The organism is Halorubrum sp. GN11_10-6_MGM (assembly GCF_005435165.1).
Classification (GTDB): Archaea; Halobacteriota; Halobacteria; order Halobacteriales; family Haloferacaceae; genus Halorubrum.
Window position 1 is genome coordinate 44,658 of sequence record NZ_SGUC01000006.1, and the last position, 25,744, is coordinate 70,401.

Sequence of the window (25,744 nt, forward strand, 5' to 3'; positions counted from 1 at the left end):
CCCCCTCGACGCGTTTCTCGGACCGATGTCACGACGCGGGTTCCCACGTGCGCCCTCCGCGGACGGACGCCCTCGAACGAGTCGACGCCGACGTACCGTTCGGCCAACCGAGTTACAATCGGCGGCCTCACGCGCCGCCGCGCCCGGAGGAGACCGATGACGCTGTACGCCGTCGAGGCGATCGACGACGCGATCGCGGCGACGCGGTCGTTTCTCTGGCCGTTCGACGTGGGCCGATGGCTCCGACTGGCGCTCGTCGTGTTCTTCGTCGGCGGCACCGGCGGCTCCGCGCCGGCGCAGTTCGGAGGCAGCGCCTCCACAGCCCCCGGATCGCAGCCCGGGCCACCACCGCAGCTGCCCGCCCCGGAGACGGTCCTCCCCGGCGGCGTCGAACTCCTCGCGATCGGGGCCGTCGTCGCGGCGGTCGTCGTGCTCGTCCTCGGGCTCCTGTTCGTCGGGTCGGTGATGGAGTTCGTCTTCGTCGAGTCGCTCCGCCGCGAGGCGGTCTCGGTCCGGCGCTACTGGCGCGGCCGCTGGCGGGCGGGCGCCCGGCTGTTCGCCTTCCGGCTCGTCCTCGGCGCGGTCACGCTGACGCTCGTCGGCGCGACCCTCGCGCCCTCCCTGCTGCCGGCGCTCTCCGGCGACGCGCCCGTCGCCGTCGGCCTCGTGCTGCTCGCGGTGCCGGTGGTGGGCGTTCTCGCCGTCGTCAGCGGCCTCATCGGAGGGTTCACCACGAACTTCGTCGTGCCCGTGATGATAGCCGAGGACCGGTCGCTGCTCTCCGCGTGGCGCCGTTTCTGGCCCGCGCTGACGGGGGAGTGGAAGCAGTACGCCGCGTACGTCGTCCTCGCGTTCGTGCTTCGGGCCGCGATCGGGGTCGCCACGGGAGTCGCGGTCGCCTTCGGCGCGCTCGTCGCCGCGGTGCCGCTCGGGATCGCCGGGATCGTCGGCGTCGCGCTCCTCTCGGTCGCCGAGCCGGTCGGCGCGGCCCTGATCGCGGTCTCGGTCCTGCTGTTCGTGGTCGCGGTCGTCGCGGTCGCCCTGATCGTCTCAGTGCCCGTTCAGACGTATCTCCGGTACTACGCGCTGTTCGTGTTGGGCGACACCGACGCCGACTTCGACCTCATCGCCGAGCGGCGGCGGGCGGTCAGGGAGTGACTACTCGTTGCGCGGGCTGCTCGGGTGGTAGTCGGTGTCGTACTCGCCGGGGGACCCGTCGACGCGGTCGGGGTTGATCCGGCCGCCGAGCAGCATGAAGTCGAGGACGGTACAGTACAGCATCGCCTCCACGACGGGGACCGCGCGCGGCGGCAACACGGGGTCGTGGCGGCCGACGACCTGAATCTCCTTCTCCTCGCCGGTCTCCCAGTCGGCCGAGCGCTGCTGCTTGGGGATCGAGGTCGGGGCGTGCCACGTCGCCTCGCCGTAGATCGGTTCGCCGGTGGTGATACCCCCCTGGAGTCCGCCGTGGTCGTTGCCGACGGGGACGGGGTCGCCCTCCTCGCTCTCGACGTGGTCGAACGACTCGCCGTCGTCGAACGTCCAGTCCTCGTTGCGCTCGCTGCCCGTCACGTCGACGGCGTCTTTCCCCAGCCCGAACTCGACGCCCGTCGTCGCCGGAATCGAGAACATCGCCTGTCCGAGCCGGCTCGGGAAGCCGTCGAAGCGCGGCGCGCCGAGCCCGCGCGGGACGCCGCGACACTCGAAGTAGATGGAGCCGCCGATGGAGTCGCCCTTCTCTTGGTACTCCTCGATCAGCTCTTGCATCTCTGCCGCAGCCTCGGGGTCGGCACAGCGCACGTCGTTCTCCTCGCTGTTCGCGAGCAGCTGCTCGAAGCTTACCGGGTCGGCCTCGACGTCGCCGATTCGGTTGACGTGCGCTTTGATCTCGACGTCGTGCTCGGAGGCGTCGAGGACCTGCTCGGCCACCGCGCCCGCTGCGACCCAGTTGACGGTCTCGCGCGCCGAGGAGCGGCCGCCGCCGCCCCAGTTGCGCGTGCCGAACTTCGCGGAGTAGGTGTAGTCGCCGTGCGAGGGGCGCGGGGCGGTGACGTACGGCTCGTACTTCCCCGAGCGCGCGTCCTTGTTCTGGATCACCATTCCGATCGGCGTCCCGGTGGTGTACCCGTCCTGAACGCCCGAGTTGACGACGACCTCGTCGGGCTCGCCCCGCGAGGTGGTGATCATCGACTGCCCCGGCTTGCGCCGGTCGAGGTGCGCCTGAATTGCCTCCTCGTCGAGCTCGACGCCCGCCGGCACGCCGGAGAGGGTGACGCCCATCGCGTCGCCGTGGCTCTCGCCGTAGGTCGTCAGCTGGAAGAGTCGGCCGAACCGGTTCCCGTTCATACCCTCACGTGTGGCCGGGGGCATATATGGGTTGCAATCCGCGCAACGGGTGTCGGTCGGGGCCTCGTGGTGGCGGCGGAGGGACGGCGCGGCTGCTCGGAGCGCGACCGATGGGAGTATGTAACGGGAACGCGTCGGTCGAGGCGTGCGCGAACGCCTGACATCGGACCTCGGCGTGTACGCCCTCGCCGGCCTGTTCTCGCTCGTCGTCTTCGTCCTCGCCCTCGCGATCCTCTCGCGGACGCTGCCCGGCGGGCTCGCGAGCCGACAGCTCGGCGGGCTCGTGGTCGGCTACCTCCTGTTCGTCGGCGTGTACACGACCGCGTGGTTCATCTACACCGGGATCGACAGCCGCGAAGATGTCTGACGGCCGCGTTGCGTCCGCTCGCTGGCACCGCTCTCGGACCGACGGTTCCGCCTGCCGAACCGTTTTCACGCCGCCGTTCGACGGAGGCGTATGGATTCGGACACCGTCGCCTTCGACGTCGACGACCGCGGCGTCGCGACGATCACCGTCGACCGACCGGAACAGCTCAACGCGCTCACCGTCGAGACGCTGGAGGCGATCGAGGACGCGCTCGACGAGGCCACCGACCGCGAGGCGCGCGCCCTCGTGATCGCCGGCGCGGGCGACGACGCGTTCGTCGCGGGCGCGGACATCTCCTACATGGTCGACCTCTCGACGCCCGAAGCGCAGGCGTACGCCGAGCTCGGCCACCGCGTCGCGGACGCGATCGAGACGTTCCCCGCGCCGACGATCGCCGCGATCGACGGGTACGCGTTCGGCGGCGGCTGCGAGCTCGCGTTGGCCTGCGACCTCCGAGTCGCGGCCGAGAGCGCGGTCCTCGGGCAGACGGAGATCGACCTCGGGATCATCCCCGGCTGGGGCGGCACGCAGCGACTTCCGGCGCTGGTCGGCGACGAGGTCGCCCGGCGCCTGATCTTCCTCGGCGAGCGGATCGACGCGGCCGAGGCGGCCGAGGTCGGCTTCGTCGGGGAGGTCGTCGCGGACGACGCGTTCGACGAGCGGATCGACGAGCTGACTGGCGAGCTGGCGGCGAAGCCCGCGACCGCGCTGCGCGCCGCGAAGGAGGCGCTGAACGCGGCCGGCGACGGCTCGGCGGCGACCGGGCTCGCCCTCGAACGCCGGGCGTGGGCCGGCCTGTTCGGCACGCACGACCAGCGCGAGGGGATGGAGGCGTTCTTAGCGAAGCGCGAGCCGGAGTTCGAGTAGACGGACCCACAATCGAATCGGAACAGCGGTGTGGTGGCGCGCGCCTCCGAGCGGCCGTCAGGCCGTGAGGAGCGCGTGCGAGGGACGCCGTGAGCGACGGGCGACCGGAGGGAGCCCGAAGCGAACGGCGAGGCTGGGGAGGTGTGAGGTGCGGTGCGGTCCGGGGCGGGATTCAAAGGGGCAGCCACGAGGCCGCGGTAGGCGACGTAAGCACTGGAAGGAGCGAACGGAGTGAGCGACTGAAGCGCGCAACGAGCGTACCGCGGCCTCGTGGCTGGGGCTTTGGCGGTGTTCGCCGTCGGTCAGCAATCACTCACTGATGACCGAATGGTTGGGGCTGTGGTGGTGAGACACACGGCGTCAGTTCGGCTTTCGTTCCGTGCCACCGTCTCTCACCGCGATCCGGCAACCGCCACGCTTTATTAATCCGCCCGAGTACCCGCGACATGGACCAGTTGCGGCAGTCGCTCCTCGACGCGCCGATCATCGAGAAAGGCGAGTACCAGTACTTCGTCCACCCGATCAGCGACGGCGTCCCCATGCTCGAACCGGAGCTACTCCGGGAGATCGTCATCCGGATCATCCGGAAGGCGGAGCTGGAGAACGTCGACAAGATCGTCACCCCCGCGGCGATGGGGATCCACATCTCCACCGCGCTCTCGCTGATGACCGACATCCCGCTCGTCGTCATCCGCAAGCGCCAGTACGGCCTCGACGGCGAGGTCCCGCTGTTCCAGGAGACCGGCTACTCCGAGTCGGAGATGTACATCAACGACGTCGAGGAGGGCGACCGCGTGCTCGTGCTCGACGACGTGCTCTCGACGGGCGGCACGATGAAGGCCATCCTCGACGCGCTCACCGACGAGGTCGGCGCGGAGGTCGTCGACGTCGTCGCCGTGATCAAGAAGGCAGGCGACAACGAGCTCGACGACACCGACTACAACGTGAAGACGCTGATCAACGTCACCGTCGAGGACGGCGAGGTCGTGATCGTCGACGCGCAGGGCGACGAGTAAGCCGGTATCCGTAGATCGACGAGGAACATCACCACGTTTCCAACCGGTCAGTTATTAACGACTGACCTCAGCAACGCGGGGACCATTTCCGAAGCCCCAGTCGCGGGGACTCGCGCGGCTCGGTGCGCTCCTCGCTCAGTCGCTGTCGCTCCTTCGCTGCGGTGCTTCCGTCGCCGTGCTTCGTCCTCGCGACTGCCCCTTCGAGTCCCACCCCGCCCAGCAACGCAACCGCAGCCTCACACCTCCCCAGCCTCGTTGGCGGCTCCCGGTGGTCACCGCCAACTCCCTCGCGCGGTGCTGCTCGCCCGCAAAGCGGCCTCGCAGGCACGCGCCACCGCACCGCGAACGCGCTTATAAAACCCGCGTCGCCCCGCGTCGCTGCCGGGCGCGGGCCGCTTTTGTGTCGCGGTCGCGAACGTGGATCCGGACATGACTAGCGCGCTGTTCGTCGTGAGCGAGGAAGGGTACTGGGCCGAGGAGTGTATCGAGCCGCTGACGACGCTCGAATCCGAGGGCGTCGACGTGACCGTCGCGACGCCCTCCGGGTCGCCGCCGGTCGTCGACGAGCGTTCCTTAGAGCCGGACGCCGCGGGCGGCGAGGAACGGGTCGCGGAGCTCCGCGAGGTCGACGAGAACCACCCAGGTCTCAACGATCCCGAACCGATCGCGACGGTCGACGCCGACGGCTACGACGCCGTCGTCTTCCCCGGCGGCCACGGCACGGTCTGGGACGTGAACCAGGACCGCCACGCCCGTCAGCTCCTGCTCGACGCGGTCGCGGGCGAGGAGAGCGTCGCCCTCGTCGTCTGTCACGCCGTCGGCATCCTCGCGTTCACGCGCGAGGCCGACGGGACGCCGCTCGTCGAGGGGCGCTCCGTGACCGGCTTCCCGAACGCGTGGGAGGAGAACATCGTCGACGACCACGACGTGATGCCGGACGGCCGGAAGCTCCCGTACTGGGTCGAAGACGAGGTCGTCCTCGCGGGCGCCGAGTGGGACGCCGAACTCGACGCCGACACGAGCGTCACCGTCGACGGCGACCTCATCACGGCCCGCGGCCCCGGCTCGTCGGCCGAGGCGGCCGCGACGCTGCTCGACGAACTGTAGGCGCCTCGCTCGGGGTCGGCCCGCTCCGCTCGCCTAGCGGATCACGAACGCCGGCTCCTCGATCCGCTCGCTCTTACACTCGGGGCACCGCGACGGCTCGTTGACGAGGTCGTCGAAGCCGTCGAACCCGCAGTCGCGACAGGCGGGCGGCGCGACGAGGAACTCCTCGTCCGCGCCGCCTCCGTCCCCGTCGCCCCCCTCTCGGACCGACCGCGAGACGTGGTCGAGGTGTTCGTACACGACGGGCGTCGGCAGCGACAGCGTCTCGGCGAGATCGTCCGCCGTCCGCGGCTCCTCGCGGAGCGCGTCGGCGATGCGCTGGCGGGTCGTCTCCATGCGTCGGATTCGCGGTGAGCGAGGAAAAGCCGTGCGGGAGGAACGACCGGTACCGGCACAAGAGGTATGTCACCGGGGCGAGACGGGACGGGTATGAAAGCAGTGGTACTTGCGGGTGGCTACGCGACCAGACTCTGGCCGATCACCGAACACCGGCCGAAGATGTTCCTCCCGGTGGGCGAGAACACCGTCATCGACGAGATATTCGAGGACTTGGAGGCCGACGACCGCGTCGACGAGGTGTTCGTCTCGACGAACGAGCGCTTCGCCGACACGTTCGCGGAGTACCTCGCCGACAGCCCCTTTGAGAAGCCGACGCTGTCGGTCGAGGAGACCGTCGAGGAGGACGAGAAGTTCGGCGTCGTGGGGGCGCTCGAACAGCTCGTCGACCGGGAGGGGGTCGACGACGACCTCATCGTCGTCGCCGGCGACAATATGATCAGCTTCGATCTGGGCGACTTCGCCGACTTCTTCGAGTCGAAGGGGACGCCGACGCTGGCGGCGTACGACGTCGGCGACCGCGAGCGCGCGAAGTCGTACGGGCTCGTCCAGCTCGACGGCGACGAGGTGATCGACTTCCAGGAGAAGCCCGACGACCCGCAGTCGACGCTCGTCTCCATCGCCTGTTACGCGTTCCCCGCCGAGACGCTCCCGGATCTCACCACGTACCTCGACGACGACAACAACCCCGACGAGCCGGGATGGTTCCTCCAGTGGCTACAGCAGCGCGGCGCGGTCCACGCGTACACCTTCGACGGCGCGTGGTTCGACATCGGCACCGCCGATTCCTACCTCGACGCGGTGGAGTACGCCTTGGAGGGCGGGACGCTCGTCGCCGACGACGCGACGGTCGAGGGGAGCGACCTCGGCGACGTGGTCCACGTCATGTCGGGCGCGACGGTGACCGACTCGACGCTCGACCGCGCCGTCGTCTTCGAGGACGCCACGATAACGGACTCGGAGATCCGCAACTCCGTGATCGACACGGGCGCGACCCTGGAAGGCGTCGACCTCTCGGGCGCGCTCATCGGCTCGTACACCTCGATCACCGAGGGCGACGAGTTCTAGCTCGCCTCGCTCGGCTCTCCCGTCCGAGACCCGGTCACGCACGGGCCGTCAGTCTGTGCCGGCCTGCGCGTGCGTGTGGTGATAGCAGTCGAACGCCGGCTCGCCGCCGTCCGCTCCTTCCTTTCCGCCGTCGGTCGCAGGGTAAAAACAGACCCGCTGGTAGCGCTCGTTGTCGAGCAGGTTCACGACGAAGCCGCCGGTGTGCCGGGAGACCGAGTCGTACGGGTCGCCGCAGGCGGGACAGTCCGGCGGCGGGTCCTCGGGGACGTACATGCGACGTGTGTGGCTGGCTACGGTCGGGAGGCGGAAAACCGCCTCGCCGCTCAGGAGCCGTTCGAGCCGTCGCCGCTGCCGCCCTCGACGCCGAGCGCGTCGAACAGCTTCCGGCGGACCGCCTCCTCGGTGAGGTGGAGGAGCGTGTCGCGGTTGTCGCCGCTCGCCTCGATACCGGTGAAGATGCCGAGCGGAATTTCGAGCGACCCCTGCGTCGAGTGGCCGGCGGCGTCGCCCATCTCGGAGAACGCCTCGTCGAGGACGTTCCCGATGTTCAGCCGGATGTCCTTCGAGCGCGCCGCGAGGTAGATCTTCTCGTCGGCGATGCCCAGCACGGCGGTCGTCGTGATCCCCTCCAAGTTGAGGAGGTGCTGGGCCGCCTGCGCCAGCGCCTCGCGGTCGCGGATGAAGCCGGCCGTCGAGAAGAGGTGGCTCCCCTGGACCTCGCGGTTCTGGATCGCCTCGGCGAGCACATCCAGCGTCTCCGGGCTCATCGACGGCGACTCCACCTGTTCGAGCGTGTCGTGGTTCGCGAACGGGTGGAGGTACGCCGCCGCGGTCAGGTCCGCGGGCGTCGTGTCTCGCTTGAAGTCGAGCGTCTCGGCACGGATCCCGTACAGCAGCGCGGTCGCGACCGCCTCCGATGGCGACTGGTCGAACTCCTGGAGGTACTTCGTGAGGATCGTCGACGTCGACGAGACGTTGGTCCGCACGTCGACGAACCGCGCGTCGAACGGCACCTCGGACTCCAGGTGGTCGATGTAGATGTCTATCCCGACGTCGAAGTCGAACCCCTCTTCCGCCGACTTCGCGAGGTCGACGGCGGCCACGGTGCCGTACTCGGACAGCTCTGGTGCCTCGTCGCGGGCGAGCAGGTCGATTCCGAGGAGGTTGACGAACGCGCGGTTCTCCTGGTGGCCGACGTCGCCGGAGTAGACGATGTCGGCGTCGACCCCGAACGCCTCGGCGATCGCCTGGAGCGCGGTCGCGGACGCGATCGAGTCCGGCTCCGGGTTGTCGTGGGTGAGGATCGCCATCCCGTCGCCCCCCTCCTCGATTATCTCCGCCAGCTGGCGGGCCATGTACTCCAGTTCGCCCGTCTCCAGCGACTGGAGCGCGCTGTCCGCGATCACCGTCGAGGGGTTGATCACGACGTCGGCGCCGCGCTCGCGCAGCTCGTCCTCGCTGACGGGGTCCGAAGCGCGGACGACGACGTAGTGGTCGCCGCCGGTCTCCCTGACCGCGGAGACAGCGGCCTTGTTCGCCTCCACGTCGCTGGCGAGGATCAACACGATGTCGCGGTCGGCGAGCTCGTCGACGACGTCCGGCTCGGCGATGTCCTGGACGCGCGCGTTGAGGTCCTGGTCGCGGAGCGCCTCGACCCGGCTCTCGTCGCGGTCGAGGATGAGGACGTCCTTCCCGCGCTCGGTCAGTTCCTCCGCGACGGCGTGACCGACGCTACCACAGCCGAGGATGGCGTATCGGGTCCGCGCGGATCCGGATGCCCCACTACTCATTGGAGGGATTTCCGCGGCACGACACTTAACGAGTGCGCTCTCGCCGTCCGCGCGTCCGAGAACGACCCACGAGACGGACGAGATGTCGACGGCCGAACCGATCGACAAGCCGCCGTCGTCACGGAATGAAAAGGTCTTTTACCGTGACAGGGATATCGTCTCGTGAGGGCCGGTAGCTCAGTTAGGGAGAGCGACGGACTCTTAATCCGTCGGTCGCGTGTTCAAATCGCGCCCGGCCCGTTCCGTTAATAAAAGATAGAGACCTCTTAGTCGCTTCTTGGCAATTAGCTGGTACCCCAGCGATAGCGCTGTGAGCAGCGTCGAGCGGCGGATCGACGTCGACCCACGGTGGCGGACACGGTCTCAGTCATCGACTGATACGAGCGCGAGTATCGGATAGACACACCACACGTGTCAGAGATGTACACAGGGTTCGAGGGTCAATCTGTGTTCCCGAATGAGCGCGACCCAACTGCGTGGGGTGGCCGAAACACGGATCTTCTCGCTGATGGACTGATAACCGCCCCCTAGAACTTTTTATACAGTATTATCGAACCGCTGTATGGATAGAAATTTGACGCGGCGCAAGATGCTCGGCGCCGGCGCCACGGTCGGCCTCGGCTCCTTGGCAGGCTGCGGAGGGGACGGAGACTCGACGGGGCCCGGAGCGAACTCGGAAGCCAATCCGAACACGACGGGACCGGAGACTGAGAGGGAGCAATCGGAAGACGGTGTGCCCGCTCAGACGGGGGTCCTCCCGGCCCAGTTCGTGGTCACGAAGGGGTCCGACGAGATTCGGGCGTACGACGGTACGACGCTCGAGGTGGCGTTCCGGGGCGAAGCCGGGGCGGAAGACGGTCGCGTGCTACAGGAAACGTTCGATGCGACCGACGGCGGCCGGGTCTTCATTCGGCGCGGCACCTACACGGTGGACCGTGGATTACGGATCCGGAACGATGGCACCGAGATCCGGTCGGACTTCGCGCGGCTCGCGTTCAGCGACCACGAGCCGTCCGGCTCGGCGCAGGTCGACTTCGCGGTGAATTCGGCGGAACACGTGGAAGTGAACGGGCTCGTCCTCGACGCCCGGAAGCGGGAGCGAACCGGGGGAACTCGGACGGCGGACATCTGGGGCGAATCGGCCTTCGTGGCGTACCGGAACTGTGTGATTTTCGGCGGGAAGTCCGTCGACGGAAACGCCGGCTACGGCATCGGCGAGGATAACGACGCCGACTACGTCACCATCGACAACTGCGTCATCCGCGACAGCGACCGGCACGCCTACCACCCTTCTGCCGCTCATCACCGAATCGTCAACTCGACGTTCATCAACAACGCCCAACGAACGGGCGACATCTTCGACCTCGCGTCGACGAAGGCGGTGGTCGCCAACAACCACTTCGAGGCGAACGGTCACGGCATCAAGATCGACGACGCCGGCGACGCCGCTAGCGGCGGAAACATCCTCATCACGGGGAACGTCTTCACGGACAACTACTTGGAGGACGTCGCCTCCGGTCAGATCGAGTTCGCGGACACCCGCGTCGATTCGGTGACTCTCTCGGACAACACCTTCCTGTTACCGGACATCGACGCGGAAGAGACGTCGGCTCACGTGCTCTTCGATTCCAACCTCGATCTCGGGAGCGTTACGTTCCGTAACAACTACTTCGCTGGTGGCGGCCGGAACGCGCTGACGTGGTTTACCGAATCGGGCCGGCGGCTCGACACGCTCGTCTTCGAACACAACACGTTCGAAGACATCTCCGGCGACGTGGGGCTGCTCGCGAGCGCTAACCGCTTGCTGTTCCGGGACAACCTCATAACGTGTTCGGGGTCACGGCGAGGGCGTCTCGATATCATCGAATCGAACACCGGTGTCGTCTCCGGGAACGTCTGCTACAACGCGACGATCGAGGTTGCCGACGGTCTCAACGTGATCGCCGAGAGAAACCACAACTTCTGACCGGTCTGGGATGTCAGTACCGATATCGGTCGACGATTCGAACGCCTTCTCTCGGTAGGGGTCGCCACACGGTCCCGATAGCGCCCGACTCGAACGGCTTCGACCCGGGACGGATCGAGCGCTGGCGCCGCTCTATCCCCGCGTCCTGACCGCGTCGCCGAGTCCCGTCTCGGGATACCCCTCGCCTCGACGCCTTCCGAAGTGTCGAGTCGGCGCGGACGGTGTTAGCCCTGATAATTTGCGGTGTACGCTTTTATATCGCAGCGACGTGGGGCGGGTATGACGCTGGAGACCGACCCGGCCCGGCCGATCGTTCACCGCGGCCTCGACGGGGAGTTGGTTCGCGAGGCGGTCGCGGAGTCGACCGTCGTCGCCGACCCCGAGCGCGTCCTGTCGGTGGGTCCGGAGGCCGGAGACCTCGCCTCGGTCGCGGGAACCGACCCGCTGGTGGTCGTCTGTCGCCTGAGCGCGGGCGATACCGACGGGTTCGCCGCGGTCCGCGAGTCGTTCCCCGACGCGCCGTCGCTCGCGCTCGTCGCCGACGACGACGCGGTCGGTGACGCGCTCGCGGCCGGCGCGACCGACGTGTTCGTCCGTCGTGAGGGGATCGACGAGGCGGCGGTGCTCGCTCGGCGGATCGACGCGCTCGCGACCTCGCCGGATGAGTCGACGGCGGCCGGTGGCTCGGCCGAGCCGTCGCTCGGCTCGGAGTCGACGGGGCGGCTCCTCGACGCCATCGACGACTCCTTTTACGCGCTCGACGCGGACGGGTCGCTCGTCCGGTGGAACGAGCGGTTCCGCGACGTCACCGGCTACGACGACGCTGAGTTGGCGGGGATGCACGCGCTCGACTTCTTCGTCGGCGCCGACCGGGACCGCGTGGCCGACGCCATCGAGACCGCGCTCGACCGCGGCAGCGCCACCGTCGAGGTGGAACTCGTCGCGAAGGACGGGGAGACGGTCCCGATCGAGTACACGGGCGCGCCGGTCACCGACGCCGACGGGACGGCGACGGGCATCGTCGGCGTCGGCCGGAACCTGCGGGACCGACGCGAACGCGAGGACCGACTGGTCCGGCTTCGACAGGCGGTCGAGACGGCCGTCGACGGGGCGCCCCTGACGCTGTTCGAGATCGGTCCCGACGGCGCGGTCGCGACCGTTCGCGGCGATTCGCTTTCTCGGCGGCTCCCGGGCGGACTCGGTTCCGGGGACGCCGTCGCCGACGCGTTCGCCGACCACCCGGAGATGCGGCGGGATATCGGAGCCGCGCTCGACGGCGAGGCGAGCTGCAGCCTCGTCGAGGCGGGCGGGGCGACGTTCGAGACGTGGCTCCAGCCGGCGTTGGACGAGACGGGAACCGTCAGTCGGGTGATCTGCCTGGCGCTCGACGTGACGGAGCGGGAGAACCGAGCCGCCATGCTCGATCAGATCCGGGCGAACGCCGGCGAGGTGATCTGGCTGTCGACGCCGGAGAAAGCGTCGATGGACTTCGTCACCGACGCCTACGAGGACGTCTGGGGGCGCTCCCCGGAGACGCTGTACGAGGATCCCGTGTCGTTCGTCGAGGCGATCCACCCCGACGACCGAGAGCGGGTCGAGGCGGCGTTGGCGGAGCAGCGCGAGGCTCCCGACGCGTACGAGGAGACGTACCGCGTGGTTCGACCGGACGGCGAGGTCCGGTGGGTACACGACCAGTCGGCCGGCGTCTACGAGGACGGAGAGTTGACCCGGATCGTCGGCATCGCGACCGACGTCACCGTTCGGAAGCGACGCGAGCGCGAGCTCCGACTGAAGAACCGCGTCGTCGAGACCGCTCCCGTCGGCATCGCGATCCACGAGACCGGCGACGGAAACGGGTCGATATCCCACGTCAACGAACGGTTCGCGGCGACTGCGGGCCGCGACCGCGATGCGGTCACGGGCGAGGGGCTCTCCGTACTCGGCGGTGACGACACGGACGCCGATCGGCTCCGGGCGCTGGAGGCGGCCGTCGAGTCCGGCGCCCGCGGCTCGGAGACCCTCGTCTGTCACCGCGGGGACGGGACGCCGTTCTGGGGGCGTATCGACGTCGCTCCCGTCGTCGGGCCGGACGGGGAGGCGACTCACGCCGTCAGCTTCCTCCAAGACGTGACGGAGTCGAAGGAGCACGAACAGGAGATAGAGCGTCATCTGACGGAGTTCGGCGAGGTGCTCGCCGAGGACCTCGGAGCCCCGCTCCGGGAGGCGGACCGGCGGCTCGACGCCGCGCTCGACGGCGAGTCGGACGAGGACCTTCGACGGGCGAAACGGGCGGTCGAGACCGCTCGCTCGCTGGTCGACGACCTCGAGACCGTCCACTCGTTCTCCGTCGAACCGCGGCGGCTCTCGGAGTCGATTCGCGGGGGGACGCCTGCGCCGACGGAGGGCGATGAGTGACCCGACGGCGGTGAGCGACCGGCCGGTGCCGCGCGTACCGACAGCGCAGAGTGAGGCGACCGCACCGCAGGTCTCGCGAGAGACCCGGTCGGGTGTGGGACGGTGACCGGCGTCGAACTCCCCGTCTCGACGGTCGTCGTCTGCGAGGCGAACCGAACGAGAGCGGACCTCTACGGGCTCTGGCTCGACGCCTACGAACCTCGCCGCGCGCTGACGAGCGCGCAGTTCGCCGAGGCGTTCGACGCCGGCGTCGCTGTCCTCGTGCTCGACGACTCGTTCGGCGACGGGAGCGCCGAGGCGGTGGTCGAACGGGTCCGATCGGAGGCTGCACACTGCCGCGTCATCGGCATCAGAGAGGCGTCGGACGCGGACGACCCCTCGGCGTACGACCGGGACCTCACGCGGCCGGTGTTCGAGGCGGACCTCACCGACTGCGTCGAGACGCTGCTGTACCGGGCGAACTACCACCTGCTGTTGGACAAGTACTACCGGACCACGGTGTTGATCTCGGCGTACGAGTGGCGGACCGGCGACGAGGGGTCCCCCGCGGCGGACTCGCCCGACGCCGAGCGGTACGACCGACTGCGGGACCGCGCCGAGCGACTACAGGGCTACCTGAACGACATCCGCCCTGCCATGACCGACGAGGACGTCCGCGCCGTCGCGGAGGGGATCGCGGTCGCCGACGCCGAACCGGCTGATGCCGAACCGGCTGACGCCGCGGGAGGGAAATCGGGCGAGAGCAAGTACCGCCCCGACGAGTGCGCTCGGTGCGGGACGGACTGGCGAGGGTCGAACGGGAGCGAGGCGCCCGCGACGAAGCTGGGCGCCTACGTCTGGCGGTGCGGTAGCTGCGGACACGTGGATATGCGAGCCGACCCGAACCACCGACACGTCTCCTCGTTCCGGCGGTGAGTCGGCGGTCTGGCACGAATCCTTTATCAAGCGCGCCGTCGACCCCGAGCACATGACGGATCTCGACGGCGCGGCGGCGGTGATAACCGGGGCGAGCTCGGGGATCGGGGAGGCGACGGCGCACGCGCTCGCGGAGCGCGGCGCGAACCTCGTCCTCGTCGCGAGACGGCGCGAGGCGCTCGAATCGGTCGCGGACGACGTACGGGCCGAACACGGCGTCGAGGCGGTCGTCGCGGACGGCGACGTGCGCGACCCGGCGACCTCGGCGGCGGCGGTCGAGGCCGCGGTCGAGTCGTTCGGCGGGCTCGACGTCGCCGTCGTCAACGCGGGGCTCGCCCGCGGGAGCGACGTGGCGACGATGACCGACGAGGAGTACGCCGCGATGCAGGAGACGAACGTCGACGGAGCGTTCTACCTGACGCGCGAGGCGCTCCCGTACCTCACGGAGAGCGAGGGGAGCCTGATCGCGGTCGGCAGCTTCGCCGGCCAGTTCCCCCGCTCGTTCAACCCCGTGTACGCCGCGACGAAGTGGTGGGTCCGCGGGTTCGCGCACAGCGTCGCGGCGCAGGTCGGCGACGACGGCGTGGCCGTCTCGGTGGTCAACCCCTCTGAGGTCCGGACGGAGTTCGGCAGCGAGGACGGCGAGCCGTTCGAGGAACGGTTCGAGCCGGGGAGCGCCACCGAGCCCGAGGAGGTCGCCGAGGCCGTGGCCTTCGCGGCGTCGCGGCCCGGCTCGTCGGCACAGGAGATCGACCTCTATCGCCGAGACAAGTTCTCCGATACCCTGTAGCCGTCGCGAGCGGACGCCTCAGCGCTCGGTCGACCCGTCGCCCCGGCAGTCGAGCGACGCCCCGCACTCCGGACAGACCTCGTCGACGCGCGTCACCGCGAGGTCACACTCGGGACAGAACTCCCGGTCGCAGGCGGAGTCTCCCATGCCGCAACTGACGGCGCCGTTCCGGAAATAGCTTCGGCGCGGGACGGCGCGGCCTTCGAACCGAAATCCCTTTTGAACCGGTGGCCGCCGATCCGGTGTGAGCAACGCCGACCGCCGGGGGCAGTTCTGGGCGCTCTACCTCACCCGGTTCGCGGAGGGATTCGGGTTCATCACGCTGTTGACGCTGCTGCCGACGTACATCAACGCGCTGGACCCGCAGGCGACGACAGTGCTAGGCGTGACGGTGTCGGCCGGGTTCGTCATCGGGATGTACACCACCGGGTTCACGCTCGCGCAGACCGTCGCCGTGGTCCCGCTCGCGTGGGCGGGCGACCGGTTCGACAAGCGGCTCGTGCTGCTCGCCGTCCTCGCTGCCGGCGCGGGCGTGTACGCGCTGTTTCCGCTCGTCGACTCCTCGGCGACGTTCATCCTCGTGCGCGCGCTTCAGGGGCTCGTCGTCACCGGCGCGGGGCTGATGACGCTCTCGCTCGTCGGGCAGATCGCCGAGACCGGCACGCGGGCGGACAAGATCGGGAAGGCGAACGCCGCCTCGTTCGGTGCCTCCATCCTCGGCTCGCTCGGAGCGGGGGCCGTCTACGACGCCGTCGGCTTCGGGCCGGTGTTCGCGCTCATCACGGCGCTGATGATCGCCGCGTGGCTCGTCACGTGGGGGTACCTCGATTCGGACCCGACGCGGGTCGAGGGGTTCCCGTTCAGCGACCTCGCGGTCAACCGCAAGATCCTGACTATCTCGACGTTCCGCGCGCAGTACGCCTTCGCGGTGACGATGGTGCGGACGTGGGTCCCGATCTACGCCGGCACCGAGCTGGCCGCCGGGGGGCTCGCGGTCGGCGCGACCGCGGTCGCCGTGACGGTCACCGCGGAGAAGGGGACGAACATGGTCGGGCAGCTGTTCACCGGTCGCCTCTCCGACGCCTACGGCCGATCGCTGTTCGTCTTCGCAGGCGGGGGCGCGTACGGGCTGATCGCGGTGCTGATCCCGTTCTCGACCGCCATCGGAACCGTGCTCTGGACCGGCGTCTCGGTCCCGATACTGGGCGAGCTCCCCGTAGCGTACCTCCCGCTCGTCGCTCTCTCCGGGCTGCTCGGCGTCGCGGACTCGTTCCGCGAGCCGGCCAGCATGGCGCTGTTCGCCGACGAGGGGACCGACGACGGCGGCGTCGCGTCCAGCTTCGGCATCCGCGAGCTCGTGTGGCGCCCGGGCTCCGTGGCCGGCCCCCTCATCGCGGGCTGGCTGATGGTCGAGGTGAGCATGGCGTCGGTCTTCTACGTCGGCGGCGCGTTCGCGGTCACCGGCGTCCTCGCGTTCCTCGCCGTCCTCCTCAACGACCACGGCCGCGCGGCGCTGACGGCGTGGTGAGACGTAGCGGGCCGGTCCGGCGAGAACGTCTGGTTTGAAAAACTATCTGCGTGATTCGGTGTTCGCGCTCGCGGAGGTCGTCGACTCAGGCCTCGTGCCCCTGTACCGCGAGCGCCTCTTCCAGCGCCGAGAGGACGTACTCGACGTTCTTCGGGCGAGCCGAGTAGCCCATACAGCCGATCCGCCAGATGTCGCCTTCGAGGTCGCCGAGTCCGGACGCGATCTCCAGGTCGTACTCCGCGAGGAGGTGGTCGATGACGGCGCCGTCGTCGACGCCGTCGGGCACCCGCACCGCGTTCAGGCTCGGGAGCCAGTACTCGTCGGGGGCGTTCATCTCCAGTCCGAGGTCCTGAAGCCCGGCCTTCAGCTCGCCGGCGACCTCGCGGTGACGCTCCCACCGCGACTCGATCCCCTCCTCCGCGACGAGGCGGAGCGCCTCGCGCAGCGCGTACACGTTCGTGATCGGCGCGGTGTGGTGGTACGAGCGGTCGTCGCCCCAGTATCCCTCGAGCAGCGAGAGGTCGAGGTACCACGAGCGGGGCTGCTCGTCGCGGTCGAGCACCTTGTCCATCGCGCGGTCGTTGAGCGTGAGCGGGCTCGCGCCCGGCGGACACGAGAGGCACTTCTGCGGACCGGAGTAGGCGACGTCGACGTCCCACTCGTCGACGCGCAGTTCCACGCCGCCGAGCGAGGTGACGCAGTCGGCGATCACGAAGGCGTCGTGGGCGTGCGCGATGTCGGTCAGTTCGGGGACGTCGGGCTGGCGGACGCCGGTCGAGGTCTCGGCGTGGACGAACCCGAACACGTCCGGCTGGTGCTCGTCGAACGCGCGCTCGACGTCGACGGGGTCGAGCGGCTCGCCCCACGGCGCGTCGACCGTCACGACCTCGCCGCCGGCGCGCTCGGCCATCGACTTCATCCGCCCGCCGAAGTAGCCGTTCGTCGGCACCAGCATGGTGTCGCCCGGCTCGACGAGGTTTCCGATCGCGGCCTCCATCGACGCCGACCCGGTGCCCGAGACCGGGATCGTCCACTGGTTGTCCGTGCGGAACGTGTAGCGCAACAGCTCCTGTACCTCGTCCATGATCTCGACGAACGAGGGGTCGAGGTGACCGACCAGCGGCGTGCTCATCGCCTGAAGGACGCGGGGGTGAACGTCGCTCGGCCCCGGTCCCATCAGCGTGCGGTCCGGCGGTGTCAGCTCGCCGACCTCGGGCGCTTGCTCGTCGACGCCGCGTTCGGCGTATCGCTCCGTCATACGCTAAACTCCAGCAAGCGCCGACAAAAAGCCGACGGAACCCGAATCCCTCGCGCGGCCCGTCGGCGGACGACCCTCTCTGAGGCGATCGGCTAGGGAGTTTGGGGCGACCGGCTGGGGGTGACCGTCTCAGGGGTGACCGTCTTGGGGGACGACCGGCCGCGAACCGCCTCCGTTTGGCCTCCGCCCATGTAAAATGGTAATCCACGTCACCTAAGAACCCGGGACGCGTATCTCGGAACATGAGCGACCGCCGCCGCAGCCCGAGCGCGGAGCAGGACCTCCGGACCATCCTCGACCGGATGGCGGACGGGTTCTTCGCGCTCGACGCGGAGTGGCGCATCTCGTTCGCGAACGATCGGGGGCGAGAGATTCTCCGCTCCGCGATGCGCGACGACGCGGTGGGGGCCGACGGCTCGGTCGAGGGGTGTCACCTCTGGGAGTCGATCCCCGGGTCCACCGAGACCGTCTTCCACGACGAGTACCACCGCGCCATGGAGACCCAAGAGCCGGTCTCGTTCGACTCGTACTACGAGCCGCTGGACACCTGGTTCGAGGCCCGCGCGTTCCCCTCTGACGAGGGACTCTCCGTCTACCTCCGGGACGTCACCGAGCGGCACGAACTGGAGCGACAACAGCGGGAGAGCCTCCGAGCCATCCAGCGGCTCTACGCTGTCTCGTCGGACAACGACCGGACGTTCGAGGCGAAGGTGGAGGCGATACTGGCGCTCGGCTGCGAGTACCTCGACGTCCCGAACGGGTTCCTCACCCGAATCGACGACGAGACGCAACACGTCGAGGTGTCCCACGCCGAACACCCTCTGTTACAGGCGGGCGAGAGCTGTCCGCTCGACGAGGCGTACTGTAAGCGCACCATCGAGCGCGAACAGCTCCTGACGGTCGTCGACGCGTCGGACGAGGGGTGGGTCGGCGACCCGGCCCACGAGACGTTCGGGCTCGAAACGTACATCGGCGGACGCGTCGAGGTCGACGGCGAGCGGTTCGGCACGCTGTGCTTCGCCGACACGGTCCCCCGAGGCGAGCCGTTCACCGAGACGCAGCAGACGTTCGTCGAGCTGTTGACCCGCTGGGTGAGCTACGAGCTGGAGCGGCAGCGCGCGGCCGACCGGCTGGAGCGCGAGCGCGACCGGCTCGACGAGTTCGCGAGCGTCGTGAGCCACGACCTCCGAAACCCGCTCACCACGGCGCGCGGACGGGTGGACCTCCTCGCCGACGACTGCGACAGCGAGCACGTCGAGCCGGTTCAGCGGGCGCTCTCACGCATGGAGACGCTCATCGAGAACCTCCTCATGCTGGCCCGCGAGGGCGGCGGCGTCGACGAGGTGGGGCGCGTCGACCTCGTGGCGCTCGCCGGGGACGCCTGGGAGACGACCGACAGCCGCGGCGGGGCGCTCCGCACGGCGGTCGACGAGTTCGAGCTCCGCGCCGACGAACCCCGGCTGCGACAGCTGTTGGAGAACCTGTTCCGGAACGCCGTCGAACACGGGGCCGCGGAAGCGGGCTCAGACGGCGTCACCGTGACCGTCGGCCCGCTCGCGGACGGCGACGGCTTCTATGTGGCCGACGACGGGCCGGGAATCCCCGAGGACGAGCGCGAGAAGGTGTTCGAAAGCGGCTACACGACGGCGAGCGGGGGCACGGGATTCGGGCTCGACATCGTCTCGCAGATCGCCGACGGCCACGGCTGGGAGGTGCGCGCGACCGAGTCGGACGAGGGCGGCGCGCGGTTCGAGTTCACCGGGGTCGAGCGCCCCTGAGTCCCGTCCTCACTCCTCGTCGACGAAGTCCGGCTCCGTCCGCTTCTCCGAGCGCTCCGCGACGAGGTGGTCGACGAACGCGTCGAGGTCCACGTCGCCGCGCTGGTTCTCGAAGCGGTCGCGGACCGAGACGGTGCCCGCCTCCTGCTCGTCGTCGCCGACGATGACCATGTACGGGAGGCGGTCGTCGTGGCCCGCGCGGATCTTCCGGCCGACGGTCCAGTCGCGGTCCTCGACCTCGACGCGGAACCCCTCGCTCTCCAGCTCGTTTTTCACGCGGTGGGCGTACCCCAACGTCTCGTCGGAGACGGGGAGGATCCGGACCTGCTCCGGGGCGAGCCACAGCGGGAAGTTGCCGTCGAAGTGCTCGATCAGCACCATGAAGAAGCGCTCGTAGCTCCCGTACAGCGCCCGGTGGATCATCACGGGCTGGTGTTCCTCGTTGTCCTCGCCCGTGTAGGAGAGGTCGAACCGGTCGGGCATGTTGAAATCGAGCTGAACGGTCGGGCCGTCCCAGACGCGCCCCAGCGCGTCCTCGAACCCGAAGTCGATCTTCGGGCCGTAGAAGGCGCCGTCGCCGGGCTCGACGTCGTAGTCGTAGCCGCCGGACTCGAGCACGTCGCGGAGCTGTTCCTCGGCGGACTCCCAGATCTCGTCGCCGCCGACGGACTTGTCGGGGCGGGTCGCGAGCGCGACCTCGACCTCCAGATCGAGCGTCTCGACGACCTCGAAGATCATCTCGATCACCGACTCGATCTCCTGCCGGATCTGGTCGGGGCGGACGAACAGGTGCCCGTCGTCGATGGTGAACGACCAGACGCGCGACAGGCCCGACAGCTCGCCGCGCTGCTCTTTCCGGTACACCTTCCCGTTCTCGAAGTAGCGCTGCGGGAGGTCGCGGTACGACCAGTTCTGCTGGTCGAAGATGGTCGCGTGGCCCGGGCAGTTCATCGGCTTCAGGCCGTACTCCTCGTCGTTGACGTCGAGGAGGAACATGTCGTCCTTGTAGTTCTCGTAGTGGCCCGACTGCTTCCACAGCTCCGTCCGGAACACGTGGGGCGTCTCGACCTCCTCGTAGCCGTTCTCGCGGTTGAGCTCGTTCGCGAAGTCGGACAGCTCCCGCAGCACGGTCTTCCCCGGCGGGTGGTACAGCGGGAGGCCCGGGCCGGTCACCGTCGGGATCGAGAAGAGGTTCATCTCCTGGCCGATCTTCCGGTGGTCGCGCTCTTGGGCCTGCTCGCGGAGTTCGAGGTACTCTTCGAGGTCGGACTCGCTCGCGAACGCCGTCCCGTACACGCGCGTCAGCGTGTCGTTGTCTTCGTCGCCGCGCCAGTAGGCGGCCGACACCTCCAGCAGCGTCGCGGCGCCGATCTCGCCGGTCGACTCGACGTGCGGCCCCTGACAGAGGTCCTCCCAGTCGTCTTGGACGTAGAAGGTGACCTCCTCGCCGTCGGCCTCCTCGTCGAGGATCTGCCGCTTGTACTCGTTGTCGGCGTAGGTCTCCTTGGCCGCCTCGCGCGACCGGACCTCGCGCTCGATGTCGTAGTCGGCGGCGATGATCTCGTCCATCTCCGCCTCGATGGCGGCGAGGTCGTCCTCGTCGACGTCGACGTCGGCCACGTCGTAGTAGAAGCCGTCGTCTGTCGGGGGGCCGATCGTCAGCGTCGCCTCCGGGTGGAGCCGCTGGAGGGCCTGCGCGAACACGTGGGCCGCGGAGTGGCGCAACACCGTGAGGTACTCGTCCGACTGGTCGGTGACGATCTCGATCCGCGCGCCGTCGTGGACCTCGGCGTACTTCTCGACGAGTTCGCCGTCGATCTTCCCCGCGACGGTGTCGCGACCGAGCCCGGGGCCGATCTCGAAGGCGACGTCCTCGACTGTCGACCCCGCCGGAACGGTCAGCTCTGATCCGTCCGGCAGGACGACCGTCACCTCGGCCTCCGCATCGGTCTCGCTCATACAGCATCGGAGCCGGACGACCGGCATAAGTGTGTTCGATCCGTGGCGGGGGGTCGCACGCGCGGCCGACCGACTTCCCTGCGAGTCGGCTAAGAGTTCGACCCCTGCGGGTCGCAAGGACATCGACCCCTGCGAGTCGGCAAGGCCTGCCGCGGCTCCGGACACCCGGAACCGGCGGAGTCGATGGCAACACACAAATCCCGCGGCAACCTTTGCCGCGCCATGACCGATCATCGGGAGCCCCTGTCGTCGGTGTTGGAGACGATCGGGGAGACGCCGCTCGTCGAGGTCCACGACGCGCCGGAGGCGGTGCCCGTGTACGCCAAGCTGGAGTCGTTCAACCCCGGCGCGAGCATCAAGGACCGCATCGGGAAATACATGCTCGAACGGATGCTGGAGCGCGGCGACGTCGGCGAGGGCGGCACCGTGATCGAGCCGACCGCCGGCAACACCGGGATCGGGCTCGCCGTCGCGGCCAAGCAGCTGGGGCTGAACGCCGTCTTCGTGGTCCCCGAGCGCTTCTCCGTGGAGAAACAGCAGATCATGCGCGCGCTCGGCGCGGAGGTCGTCAACACGCCGAGCGACGACGGGATGGGATTCGCGATCGAGCGCGCCCACCAGATCGCCGACGAGCTCGACGACGCCGTCGTCCCCCAGCAGTTCTCGAACCCACTCAACGCGGAGGCGCACTACGAGACGACCGCGCCGGAGATCGACGAGGCGCTCGACGGCGAGGTGGGCGCGGTCGTCGCCGGCTGCGGCACCGGCGGCACGCTGATGGGGATCGCCCGCTACTTCCGCGAGCGCGACCCGGACACCCACGTCACCGCGGTCGAGCCCGCGGGCTCCGCGTACCGCGAGTTCCTCGGCGAGGACGTCGACCACGAGGCGTACAAGACCGAGGGGATCGGCACGCACGACATCGACACCAACGAGCTGTTCGACCCCGACCTCGTCGACGACATCTGGGCGATCGACGACCGCGAGGTCCACGCGGAGATGGGCCGGCTCGCCGCCGAGGAGGGCCACCTCGCCGCCTCCTCGTCGGCCGCGAACGCGCTCGCGGCGAAGCGGGTCGCCCGCGGGATCCGCGACGGCGAGATCGACGCCCCGCACGACGCCGTCGTCACCGTCTTTCCGGATTCTTCCGAGCGATACCTCTCGAAGGGCGTCTACCGTAGCTTCGAGGAGTGGGAAGGGTAGGGTGTCTATCGAGGTTAGCCCCGCAGACGACCGTGTTCGACCTTGAGACAGCGGTCTTGGACCACGTCGAGTCCGTCCGCTTCCGCGGCCGCGACCGCCTCGTCGTGAGTGATGCCGAGCTGGAGCCACACCGCGCCGGCGTCTCCCCGCTCGGCGTGGCGCTCGCGGACGGCGTCGACGATCTCCGGCACCTCCTCGCTGGGCCGGAAGACGTCCACGAGGTCGATCGCCTCCTCGACGTCGCCGATCGCGTCGTACGCCGGCTCGCCGAGCACCTCGTCCGCGAACGGGTTCACCGGAATCACGCGGTACCCCTGATTCTGGAGGTACGCGGGCACGTCGTGGGCGGCCTTCCCGGCCGTCGTCGAGCAGCCGACGACGGCGATCGTCTCCGCGTCGAGCAGGCGGTCGAGTCCGGCGTCGTCCGTGATGGGCATAGCTCCCGATTCGGTCGCCGGCCGATTAAGCTGTAGGGTCGCTCGCCCGTGGGGCCCGGGTCAGGGGAGCCGGAGTTCGGGCTCGCCGTCCTCGGGGACGGTGACGATCCCGTCGAACAGCTGCTTTAGCGTGTTCATCGCCTGATCGTCGTGGGCCGTCGAGTCGATGCTGTACAGCCCGAGCCCGTCGACGCTCTGGACTCGGCCGGTGAACACGTGGAGGAAGCGGAACACCGTCTGGAGGTCGGAGTACATCAACAGCGTCGACAGCGAGTGGACCATCACGCGGTTCCGGTCGATCCCGCGATCGCCGAACGCCTGGAGGAACTCGGAGAGCTTGATCCCGATACCGGTCATGTCCACCGGCGAGGAGGCGTACTTGATCCGGTCGGACTCGCGGGTCTCGCCGCCCTGCTGACGGGTGACGCAGTCGACGACCGCGACGGGTTTGCCCTCGTAGGGCGTCCGCTTCTCGTAGTCGCGGAGGACGCGATCGGCGCCGTCCTTCGTGGTGACGACGATGGCGCCCTCGTCGCGGTCGGTCCCCGCGGCGAGGACGTCCATCATGATCGACCGCTTCCCGCTGAGCGGGGGGCCGGTTAACAGGATGTTGGTCCCGGGATCGACCTCGGCGTCGAACTGCGGCGTCAACTCATACATGGACGCACCTCGGGGGCGACGACGTCGGCGCGGGCCACTCGTTCGGCTGCGAGGCCGTGCGACCAGGACACATCTACTACCGAAACATGCCCGCTCCGAATAATATTCTTTTTGATCGCCCCTTGTGAGGCCGCGGTACTCCTCCGCGCGGTCGCGGGCCGTTTCAGCCCGTGTATCCGCCACGGGATCGGCACCCCGCGACGTCGGAGCGGGAGAACGTGTCATACGGATAGATTGATTGCGGCGGTGATTGGACGCGGAACGACGGACTGCGCGGCGGCGATTTCGAATCGCGGGACTTAACATCCTCTCGGAAGTACGTCGGAACACGGGCGCTTAGCTCAGTTTGGACAGAGTGCTTGGCTTCGGACCAAGTTGCCACGGGTTCAAATCCTGTAGCGCCCACTTACTCACCGACCGTCTCGGGACTAACAGCGAACGCGCCGTAGATGCTCCCTTCTCCGCGAACACGGCAGATACGCCGACTCGCGAGAAGCCGTCTCGAATCGGGTTGAGTACGCCACGGATCGCGGCCCCCTCACGTCGGGCGATCGGGTCCGCCAAGTTCGGGGTGATCCTCGGATGATGGCGCTCCGGATCGACGCCGCGGACCCGGGCGTCTGCCGGGGGTGCGGCGCGCACGTCCCGAGCGACTTCCGTCGCGTTCACGGCGACGAGGATCAACTCGCGTACCGGTGCCCCGGGTGCGACTCGTGGGTCCGGATCTGCGAGGGGAGCGCGGCCGGGAAAGACGTCAAGAGGGGGGAGAGATTTTAGCGGAGGCGGCCGAGCAACTTCTAGTCGGAATCGGGCGTGTACCGACGGAACAGTGGATTGTTCGACAGTACCGACACGCTTGAGAACGCATCGCTCCGGCAGCGAGTAGCGGTTGGAGGAAGCCGAGCGGGGCCAGCGGGATCATAGCCGCGTTGTAGCGTAGTGCCCACAGGTGATTCCGCTCGATCTTCACGAGGGTCGCATCCGAGATGCGGATCGCCTTCGCGGCGTCCACCGGATCGTCGCGGGGCAGGATGCGGTCGGCGACCCCTGTATCAGTATCAAATTCGCCGGCCCCTCGATTGCTCTGTCTACCGGTGACAGGCCGATTCCTTGTAGTTATCCCGGCCGGACACGATACTACGCACATGCGTGAGGTTGTGTTCACCGTCGAGTACGAGCGGGGGGCCGACGCGGTGATGGACCTCTTTATCGGGCATCCGGATTTGTCCGCCCGGTCGATGGAAGTGAACGCGACCAGCGAGACCGTCTGGGGCATCGAGAAGGTCGTCGGACCGACAGCCGTCCTCAATGAGTACGACGACCGTTTGGAACAGCTCGCCGACGATTCGACCCTGACCGGGATGTGTGGTGCTCCGATTACCGAGTATCAGTACGAGGTGCTGTCATCGAACCCGGAATCACGGAAGATCTACTCGCTCTGTCGGGAAGGCGACGGTCCGCGGTCGATTCCGATTGCGGCCGCCGAGCACCTCGGGGACGGGCTGGTTATGCGGTCCGGACGGCGAGGCGACCAGTTCCGCTGGCACCTTCTCACAGACGGTTCGATTGGTGACCTCCACGACGATATCCGTTCGAACCTCCGCGATGGGCTCTCACTCACGGTCGAACGACTGGGCGAGCCGCCGTGTCTACGCGAAGACGGGCGGGTACAGAATGCGCTGACGCCGGAGCAATCGTCGGCGCTGGAAGCTTCCCTCAAACACGGTTACTACGAGGAGCCGCGAGAGGCCTCAGTCGCCGAGATAGCCGACGAGATCGGCGTGCCGGGTTCGACGCTACAGTACCGGTTGAATCGCGCGGAGGCCTGGCTCGCCGAACAGTTCGCCGCCGACTCGATGACCGTCGATATCGACACGCCACTCGACCTCGGAGACGTCGAGTTCATCCAATGACATCCTCCCCGGCGTGAACGCCGGG

At 68.7% G+C, this 25,744-nt stretch carries 24 protein-coding genes, 2 tRNA genes and 1 pseudogene; 17 read left to right on the top strand and 10 right to left on the bottom strand.

Annotated features, from left to right (window positions below):
- The first annotated feature begins 156 nt into the window (after positions 1-156).
- Positions 157-1,158, top strand: a complete 1,002-nt coding sequence (locus tag EXE46_RS04800) for a hypothetical protein (protein WP_137687352.1) — start codon at positions 157-159, stop codon at positions 1,156-1,158.
- Here EXE46_RS04800 and aroC read toward each other — a convergent pair whose 3' ends face one another.
- Positions 1,159-2,346: a chorismate synthase gene (aroC, locus tag EXE46_RS04805; RefSeq protein ID WP_137687353.1), complete on the bottom strand. Its 1,188-nt coding sequence runs from the start codon at positions 2,344-2,346 to the stop codon at positions 1,159-1,161.
- A gap of 145 nt (positions 2,347-2,491) precedes the next feature.
- On the opposite strand from aroC, the gene EXE46_RS04810 reads away from it, so the two are divergent.
- The 4 genes from EXE46_RS04810 (at position 2,492) to EXE46_RS04825 (ending at position 5,703) form a co-directional block, all read left to right on the top strand.
- Entirely contained in the window at positions 2,492-2,713 is a 222-nt protein-coding gene (locus EXE46_RS04810) for a hypothetical protein (RefSeq protein ID WP_137687354.1), read from the top strand.
- A gap of 90 nt (positions 2,714-2,803) precedes the next feature.
- Complete coding sequence (locus EXE46_RS04815) at positions 2,804-3,580, top strand: enoyl-CoA hydratase/isomerase family protein (RefSeq protein ID WP_137687355.1); 777 nt, start codon at positions 2,804-2,806, stop codon at positions 3,578-3,580.
- Positions 3,581-4,026: 446 nt separating this feature from the next.
- The gene (hpt, locus tag EXE46_RS04820) at positions 4,027-4,596 is read left to right on the top strand and encodes a hypoxanthine/guanine phosphoribosyltransferase (protein WP_137687356.1); all 570 of its coding nucleotides are present in this window, start codon (positions 4,027-4,029) and stop codon (positions 4,594-4,596) included.
- 429 nt (positions 4,597-5,025) lie between these two features.
- Positions 5,026-5,703 carry a type 1 glutamine amidotransferase domain-containing protein gene (locus tag EXE46_RS04825; protein WP_137687357.1) on the top strand — a complete coding sequence of 226 codons (678 nt, stop codon included), beginning with the start codon at positions 5,026-5,028 and terminating at the stop codon, positions 5,701-5,703.
- A 33-nt stretch (positions 5,704-5,736) separates the two neighbouring features.
- Here the strand turns inward: EXE46_RS04825 and EXE46_RS04830 are convergent, their stop codons facing one another.
- On the bottom strand, positions 5,737-6,039 hold the full coding sequence (locus EXE46_RS04830) for a transcriptional regulator (protein WP_137687358.1): 303 nt from the start codon (positions 6,037-6,039) through the stop codon (positions 5,737-5,739).
- Positions 6,040-6,132: 93 nt separating this feature from the next.
- Here EXE46_RS04830 and EXE46_RS04835 point away from each other — a divergent pair, with 93 nt between their 5' ends.
- Complete coding sequence (locus EXE46_RS04835) at positions 6,133-7,107, top strand: sugar phosphate nucleotidyltransferase (protein WP_137687359.1); 975 nt, start codon at positions 6,133-6,135, stop codon at positions 7,105-7,107.
- Positions 7,108-7,155: 48 nt separating this feature from the next.
- Here the strand turns inward: EXE46_RS04835 and EXE46_RS04840 are convergent, their stop codons facing one another.
- Both EXE46_RS04840 and EXE46_RS04845 read right to left on the bottom strand, forming a co-directional pair.
- Positions 7,156-7,380 (bottom strand): hypothetical protein, encoded by a 225-nt coding sequence (locus EXE46_RS04840; protein WP_137687360.1) that lies wholly within the window; start codon positions 7,378-7,380, stop codon positions 7,156-7,158.
- 50 nt (positions 7,381-7,430) lie between these two features.
- A complete protein-coding gene (locus tag EXE46_RS04845; protein WP_137687361.1) occupies positions 7,431-8,897 on the bottom strand; it encodes a DHH family phosphoesterase in 1,467 nt (488 codons plus the stop codon).
- A gap of 166 nt (positions 8,898-9,063) precedes the next feature.
- On the opposite strand from EXE46_RS04845, the gene EXE46_RS04850 reads away from it, so the two are divergent.
- From EXE46_RS04850 to EXE46_RS04870, 5 genes are all read left to right on the top strand, one after another.
- A tRNA-Lys gene (locus tag EXE46_RS04850) sits at positions 9,064-9,137 on the top strand.
- 322 nt (positions 9,138-9,459) lie between these two features.
- Positions 9,460-10,863, top strand: coding sequence for a right-handed parallel beta-helix repeat-containing protein (locus EXE46_RS04855; protein WP_137687362.1), 1,404 nt, complete (start codon positions 9,460-9,462; stop codon positions 10,861-10,863).
- Positions 10,864-11,142: 279 nt separating this feature from the next.
- Positions 11,143-13,278 carry a PAS domain S-box protein gene (locus EXE46_RS04860; protein ID WP_137687363.1) on the top strand — a complete coding sequence of 712 codons (2,136 nt, stop codon included), beginning with the start codon at positions 11,143-11,145 and terminating at the stop codon, positions 13,276-13,278.
- A gap of 102 nt (positions 13,279-13,380) precedes the next feature.
- Positions 13,381-14,193 carry a response regulator receiver protein gene (locus tag EXE46_RS04865; RefSeq protein ID WP_137687364.1) on the top strand — a complete coding sequence of 271 codons (813 nt, stop codon included), beginning with the start codon at positions 13,381-13,383 and terminating at the stop codon, positions 14,191-14,193.
- 52 nt (positions 14,194-14,245) lie between these two features.
- A complete protein-coding gene (locus EXE46_RS04870) occupies positions 14,246-14,983 on the top strand; it encodes an SDR family oxidoreductase (RefSeq protein WP_137687365.1) in 738 nt (245 codons plus the stop codon).
- Between the two features lie 18 nt (positions 14,984-15,001).
- Here EXE46_RS04870 and EXE46_RS17595 read toward each other — a convergent pair whose 3' ends face one another.
- Positions 15,002-15,130 carry a hypothetical protein gene (locus tag EXE46_RS17595; RefSeq protein WP_255509469.1) on the bottom strand — a complete coding sequence of 43 codons (129 nt, stop codon included), beginning with the start codon at positions 15,128-15,130 and terminating at the stop codon, positions 15,002-15,004.
- A 97-nt stretch (positions 15,131-15,227) separates the two neighbouring features.
- Here EXE46_RS17595 and EXE46_RS04875 point away from each other — a divergent pair, with 97 nt between their 5' ends.
- On the top strand, positions 15,228-16,511 hold the full coding sequence (locus EXE46_RS04875; RefSeq protein WP_137687366.1) for an MFS transporter: 1,284 nt from the start codon (positions 15,228-15,230) through the stop codon (positions 16,509-16,511).
- A gap of 85 nt (positions 16,512-16,596) precedes the next feature.
- On the opposite strand, the gene EXE46_RS04880 is transcribed toward EXE46_RS04875, so the two are convergent.
- Entirely contained in the window at positions 16,597-17,769 is a 1,173-nt protein-coding gene (locus tag EXE46_RS04880; RefSeq protein WP_137687367.1) for an alanine--glyoxylate aminotransferase family protein, read from the bottom strand.
- Positions 17,770-18,011: 242 nt separating this feature from the next.
- Here EXE46_RS04880 and EXE46_RS04885 point away from each other — a divergent pair, with 242 nt between their 5' ends.
- Positions 18,012-19,547, top strand: a complete 1,536-nt coding sequence (locus EXE46_RS04885) for an ATP-binding protein (protein WP_137687368.1) — start codon at positions 18,012-18,014, stop codon at positions 19,545-19,547.
- Between the two features lie 9 nt (positions 19,548-19,556).
- Here EXE46_RS04885 and thrS read toward each other — a convergent pair whose 3' ends face one another.
- On the bottom strand, positions 19,557-21,533 hold the full coding sequence (gene thrS / locus EXE46_RS04890) for a threonine--tRNA ligase (protein ID WP_199234107.1): 1,977 nt from the start codon (positions 21,531-21,533) through the stop codon (positions 19,557-19,559).
- Positions 21,534-21,728: 195 nt separating this feature from the next.
- On the opposite strand from thrS, the gene EXE46_RS04895 reads away from it, so the two are divergent.
- The gene (locus EXE46_RS04895) at positions 21,729-22,709 is read left to right on the top strand and encodes a PLP-dependent cysteine synthase family protein (RefSeq protein ID WP_137687370.1); all 981 of its coding nucleotides are present in this window, start codon (positions 21,729-21,731) and stop codon (positions 22,707-22,709) included.
- A 14-nt stretch (positions 22,710-22,723) separates the two neighbouring features.
- Here EXE46_RS04895 and EXE46_RS04900 read toward each other — a convergent pair whose 3' ends face one another.
- Together EXE46_RS04900 and EXE46_RS04905 are read right to left on the bottom strand one after the other, a co-directional pair.
- Entirely contained in the window at positions 22,724-23,146 is a 423-nt protein-coding gene (locus EXE46_RS04900; RefSeq protein ID WP_137687371.1) for a CoA-binding protein, read from the bottom strand.
- 60 nt (positions 23,147-23,206) lie between these two features.
- Complete coding sequence (locus EXE46_RS04905; RefSeq protein ID WP_137687372.1) at positions 23,207-23,806, bottom strand: recombinase RecA; 600 nt, start codon at positions 23,804-23,806, stop codon at positions 23,207-23,209.
- Between the two features lie 330 nt (positions 23,807-24,136).
- Here EXE46_RS04905 and EXE46_RS04910 point away from each other — a divergent pair.
- Positions 24,137-24,211, top strand: a tRNA-Arg gene (locus EXE46_RS04910).
- A gap of 180 nt (positions 24,212-24,391) precedes the next feature.
- A complete protein-coding gene (locus EXE46_RS04915) occupies positions 24,392-24,583 on the top strand; it encodes a hypothetical protein (RefSeq protein ID WP_137687373.1) in 192 nt (63 codons plus the stop codon).
- Positions 24,584-24,603: 20 nt separating this feature from the next.
- Here EXE46_RS04915 and EXE46_RS17360 read toward each other — a convergent pair.
- A pseudogene (locus EXE46_RS17360) lies at positions 24,604-24,848 on the bottom strand (heavy metal translocating P-type ATPase); the annotation flags it as partial.
- 103 nt (positions 24,849-24,951) lie between these two features.
- On the opposite strand from EXE46_RS17360, the gene EXE46_RS04925 reads away from it, so the two are divergent.
- A complete protein-coding gene (locus tag EXE46_RS04925; protein ID WP_137687374.1) occupies positions 24,952-25,719 on the top strand; it encodes a helix-turn-helix domain-containing protein in 768 nt (255 codons plus the stop codon).
- Positions 25,720-25,744 lie beyond the last annotated feature (25 nt).

Coding starts and splice junctions, on each gene's coding strand:
- EXE46_RS04800 (WP_137687352.1), top strand. CDS start 157: ATGACGCTGTACGCCGTCGAGGCGATCGACGACGCGATCGCGGCGACG.
- aroC (WP_137687353.1), bottom strand. CDS start 2,346: ATGAACGGGAACCGGTTCGGCCGACTCTTCCAGCTGACGACCTACGGC.
- EXE46_RS04815 (WP_137687355.1), top strand. CDS start 2,804: ATGGATTCGGACACCGTCGCCTTCGACGTCGACGACCGCGGCGTCGCG.
- hpt (WP_137687356.1), top strand. CDS start 4,027: ATGGACCAGTTGCGGCAGTCGCTCCTCGACGCGCCGATCATCGAGAAA.
- EXE46_RS04825 (WP_137687357.1), top strand. CDS start 5,026: ATGACTAGCGCGCTGTTCGTCGTGAGCGAGGAAGGGTACTGGGCCGAG.
- EXE46_RS04830 (WP_137687358.1), bottom strand. CDS start 6,039: ATGGAGACGACCCGCCAGCGCATCGCCGACGCGCTCCGCGAGGAGCCG.
- EXE46_RS04835 (WP_137687359.1), top strand. CDS start 6,133: ATGAAAGCAGTGGTACTTGCGGGTGGCTACGCGACCAGACTCTGGCCG.
- EXE46_RS04840 (WP_137687360.1), bottom strand. CDS start 7,380: ATGTACGTCCCCGAGGACCCGCCGCCGGACTGTCCCGCCTGCGGCGAC.
- EXE46_RS04845 (WP_137687361.1), bottom strand. CDS start 8,897: ATGAGTAGTGGGGCATCCGGATCCGCGCGGACCCGATACGCCATCCTC.
- EXE46_RS04855 (WP_137687362.1), top strand. CDS start 9,460: ATGGATAGAAATTTGACGCGGCGCAAGATGCTCGGCGCCGGCGCCACG.
- EXE46_RS04860 (WP_137687363.1), top strand. CDS start 11,143: ATGACGCTGGAGACCGACCCGGCCCGGCCGATCGTTCACCGCGGCCTC.
- EXE46_RS04870 (WP_137687365.1), top strand. CDS start 14,246: ATGACGGATCTCGACGGCGCGGCGGCGGTGATAACCGGGGCGAGCTCG.
- EXE46_RS17595 (WP_255509469.1), bottom strand. CDS start 15,130: ATGGGAGACTCCGCCTGCGACCGGGAGTTCTGTCCCGAGTGTGACCTC.
- EXE46_RS04880 (WP_137687367.1), bottom strand. CDS start 17,769: ATGACGGAGCGATACGCCGAACGCGGCGTCGACGAGCAAGCGCCCGAG.
- EXE46_RS04885 (WP_137687368.1), top strand. CDS start 18,012: ATGAGCGACCGCCGCCGCAGCCCGAGCGCGGAGCAGGACCTCCGGACC.
- thrS (WP_199234107.1), bottom strand. CDS start 21,533: ATGCCGGTCGTCCGGCTCCGATGCTGTATGAGCGAGACCGATGCGGAG.
- EXE46_RS04895 (WP_137687370.1), top strand. CDS start 21,729: ATGACCGATCATCGGGAGCCCCTGTCGTCGGTGTTGGAGACGATCGGG.
- EXE46_RS04900 (WP_137687371.1), bottom strand. CDS start 23,146: ATGCCCATCACGGACGACGCCGGACTCGACCGCCTGCTCGACGCGGAG.
- EXE46_RS04905 (WP_137687372.1), bottom strand. CDS start 23,806: ATGTATGAGTTGACGCCGCAGTTCGACGCCGAGGTCGATCCCGGGACC.
- EXE46_RS04915 (WP_137687373.1), top strand. CDS start 24,392: ATGGCGCTCCGGATCGACGCCGCGGACCCGGGCGTCTGCCGGGGGTGC.
- EXE46_RS04925 (WP_137687374.1), top strand. CDS start 24,952: ATGCGTGAGGTTGTGTTCACCGTCGAGTACGAGCGGGGGGCCGACGCG.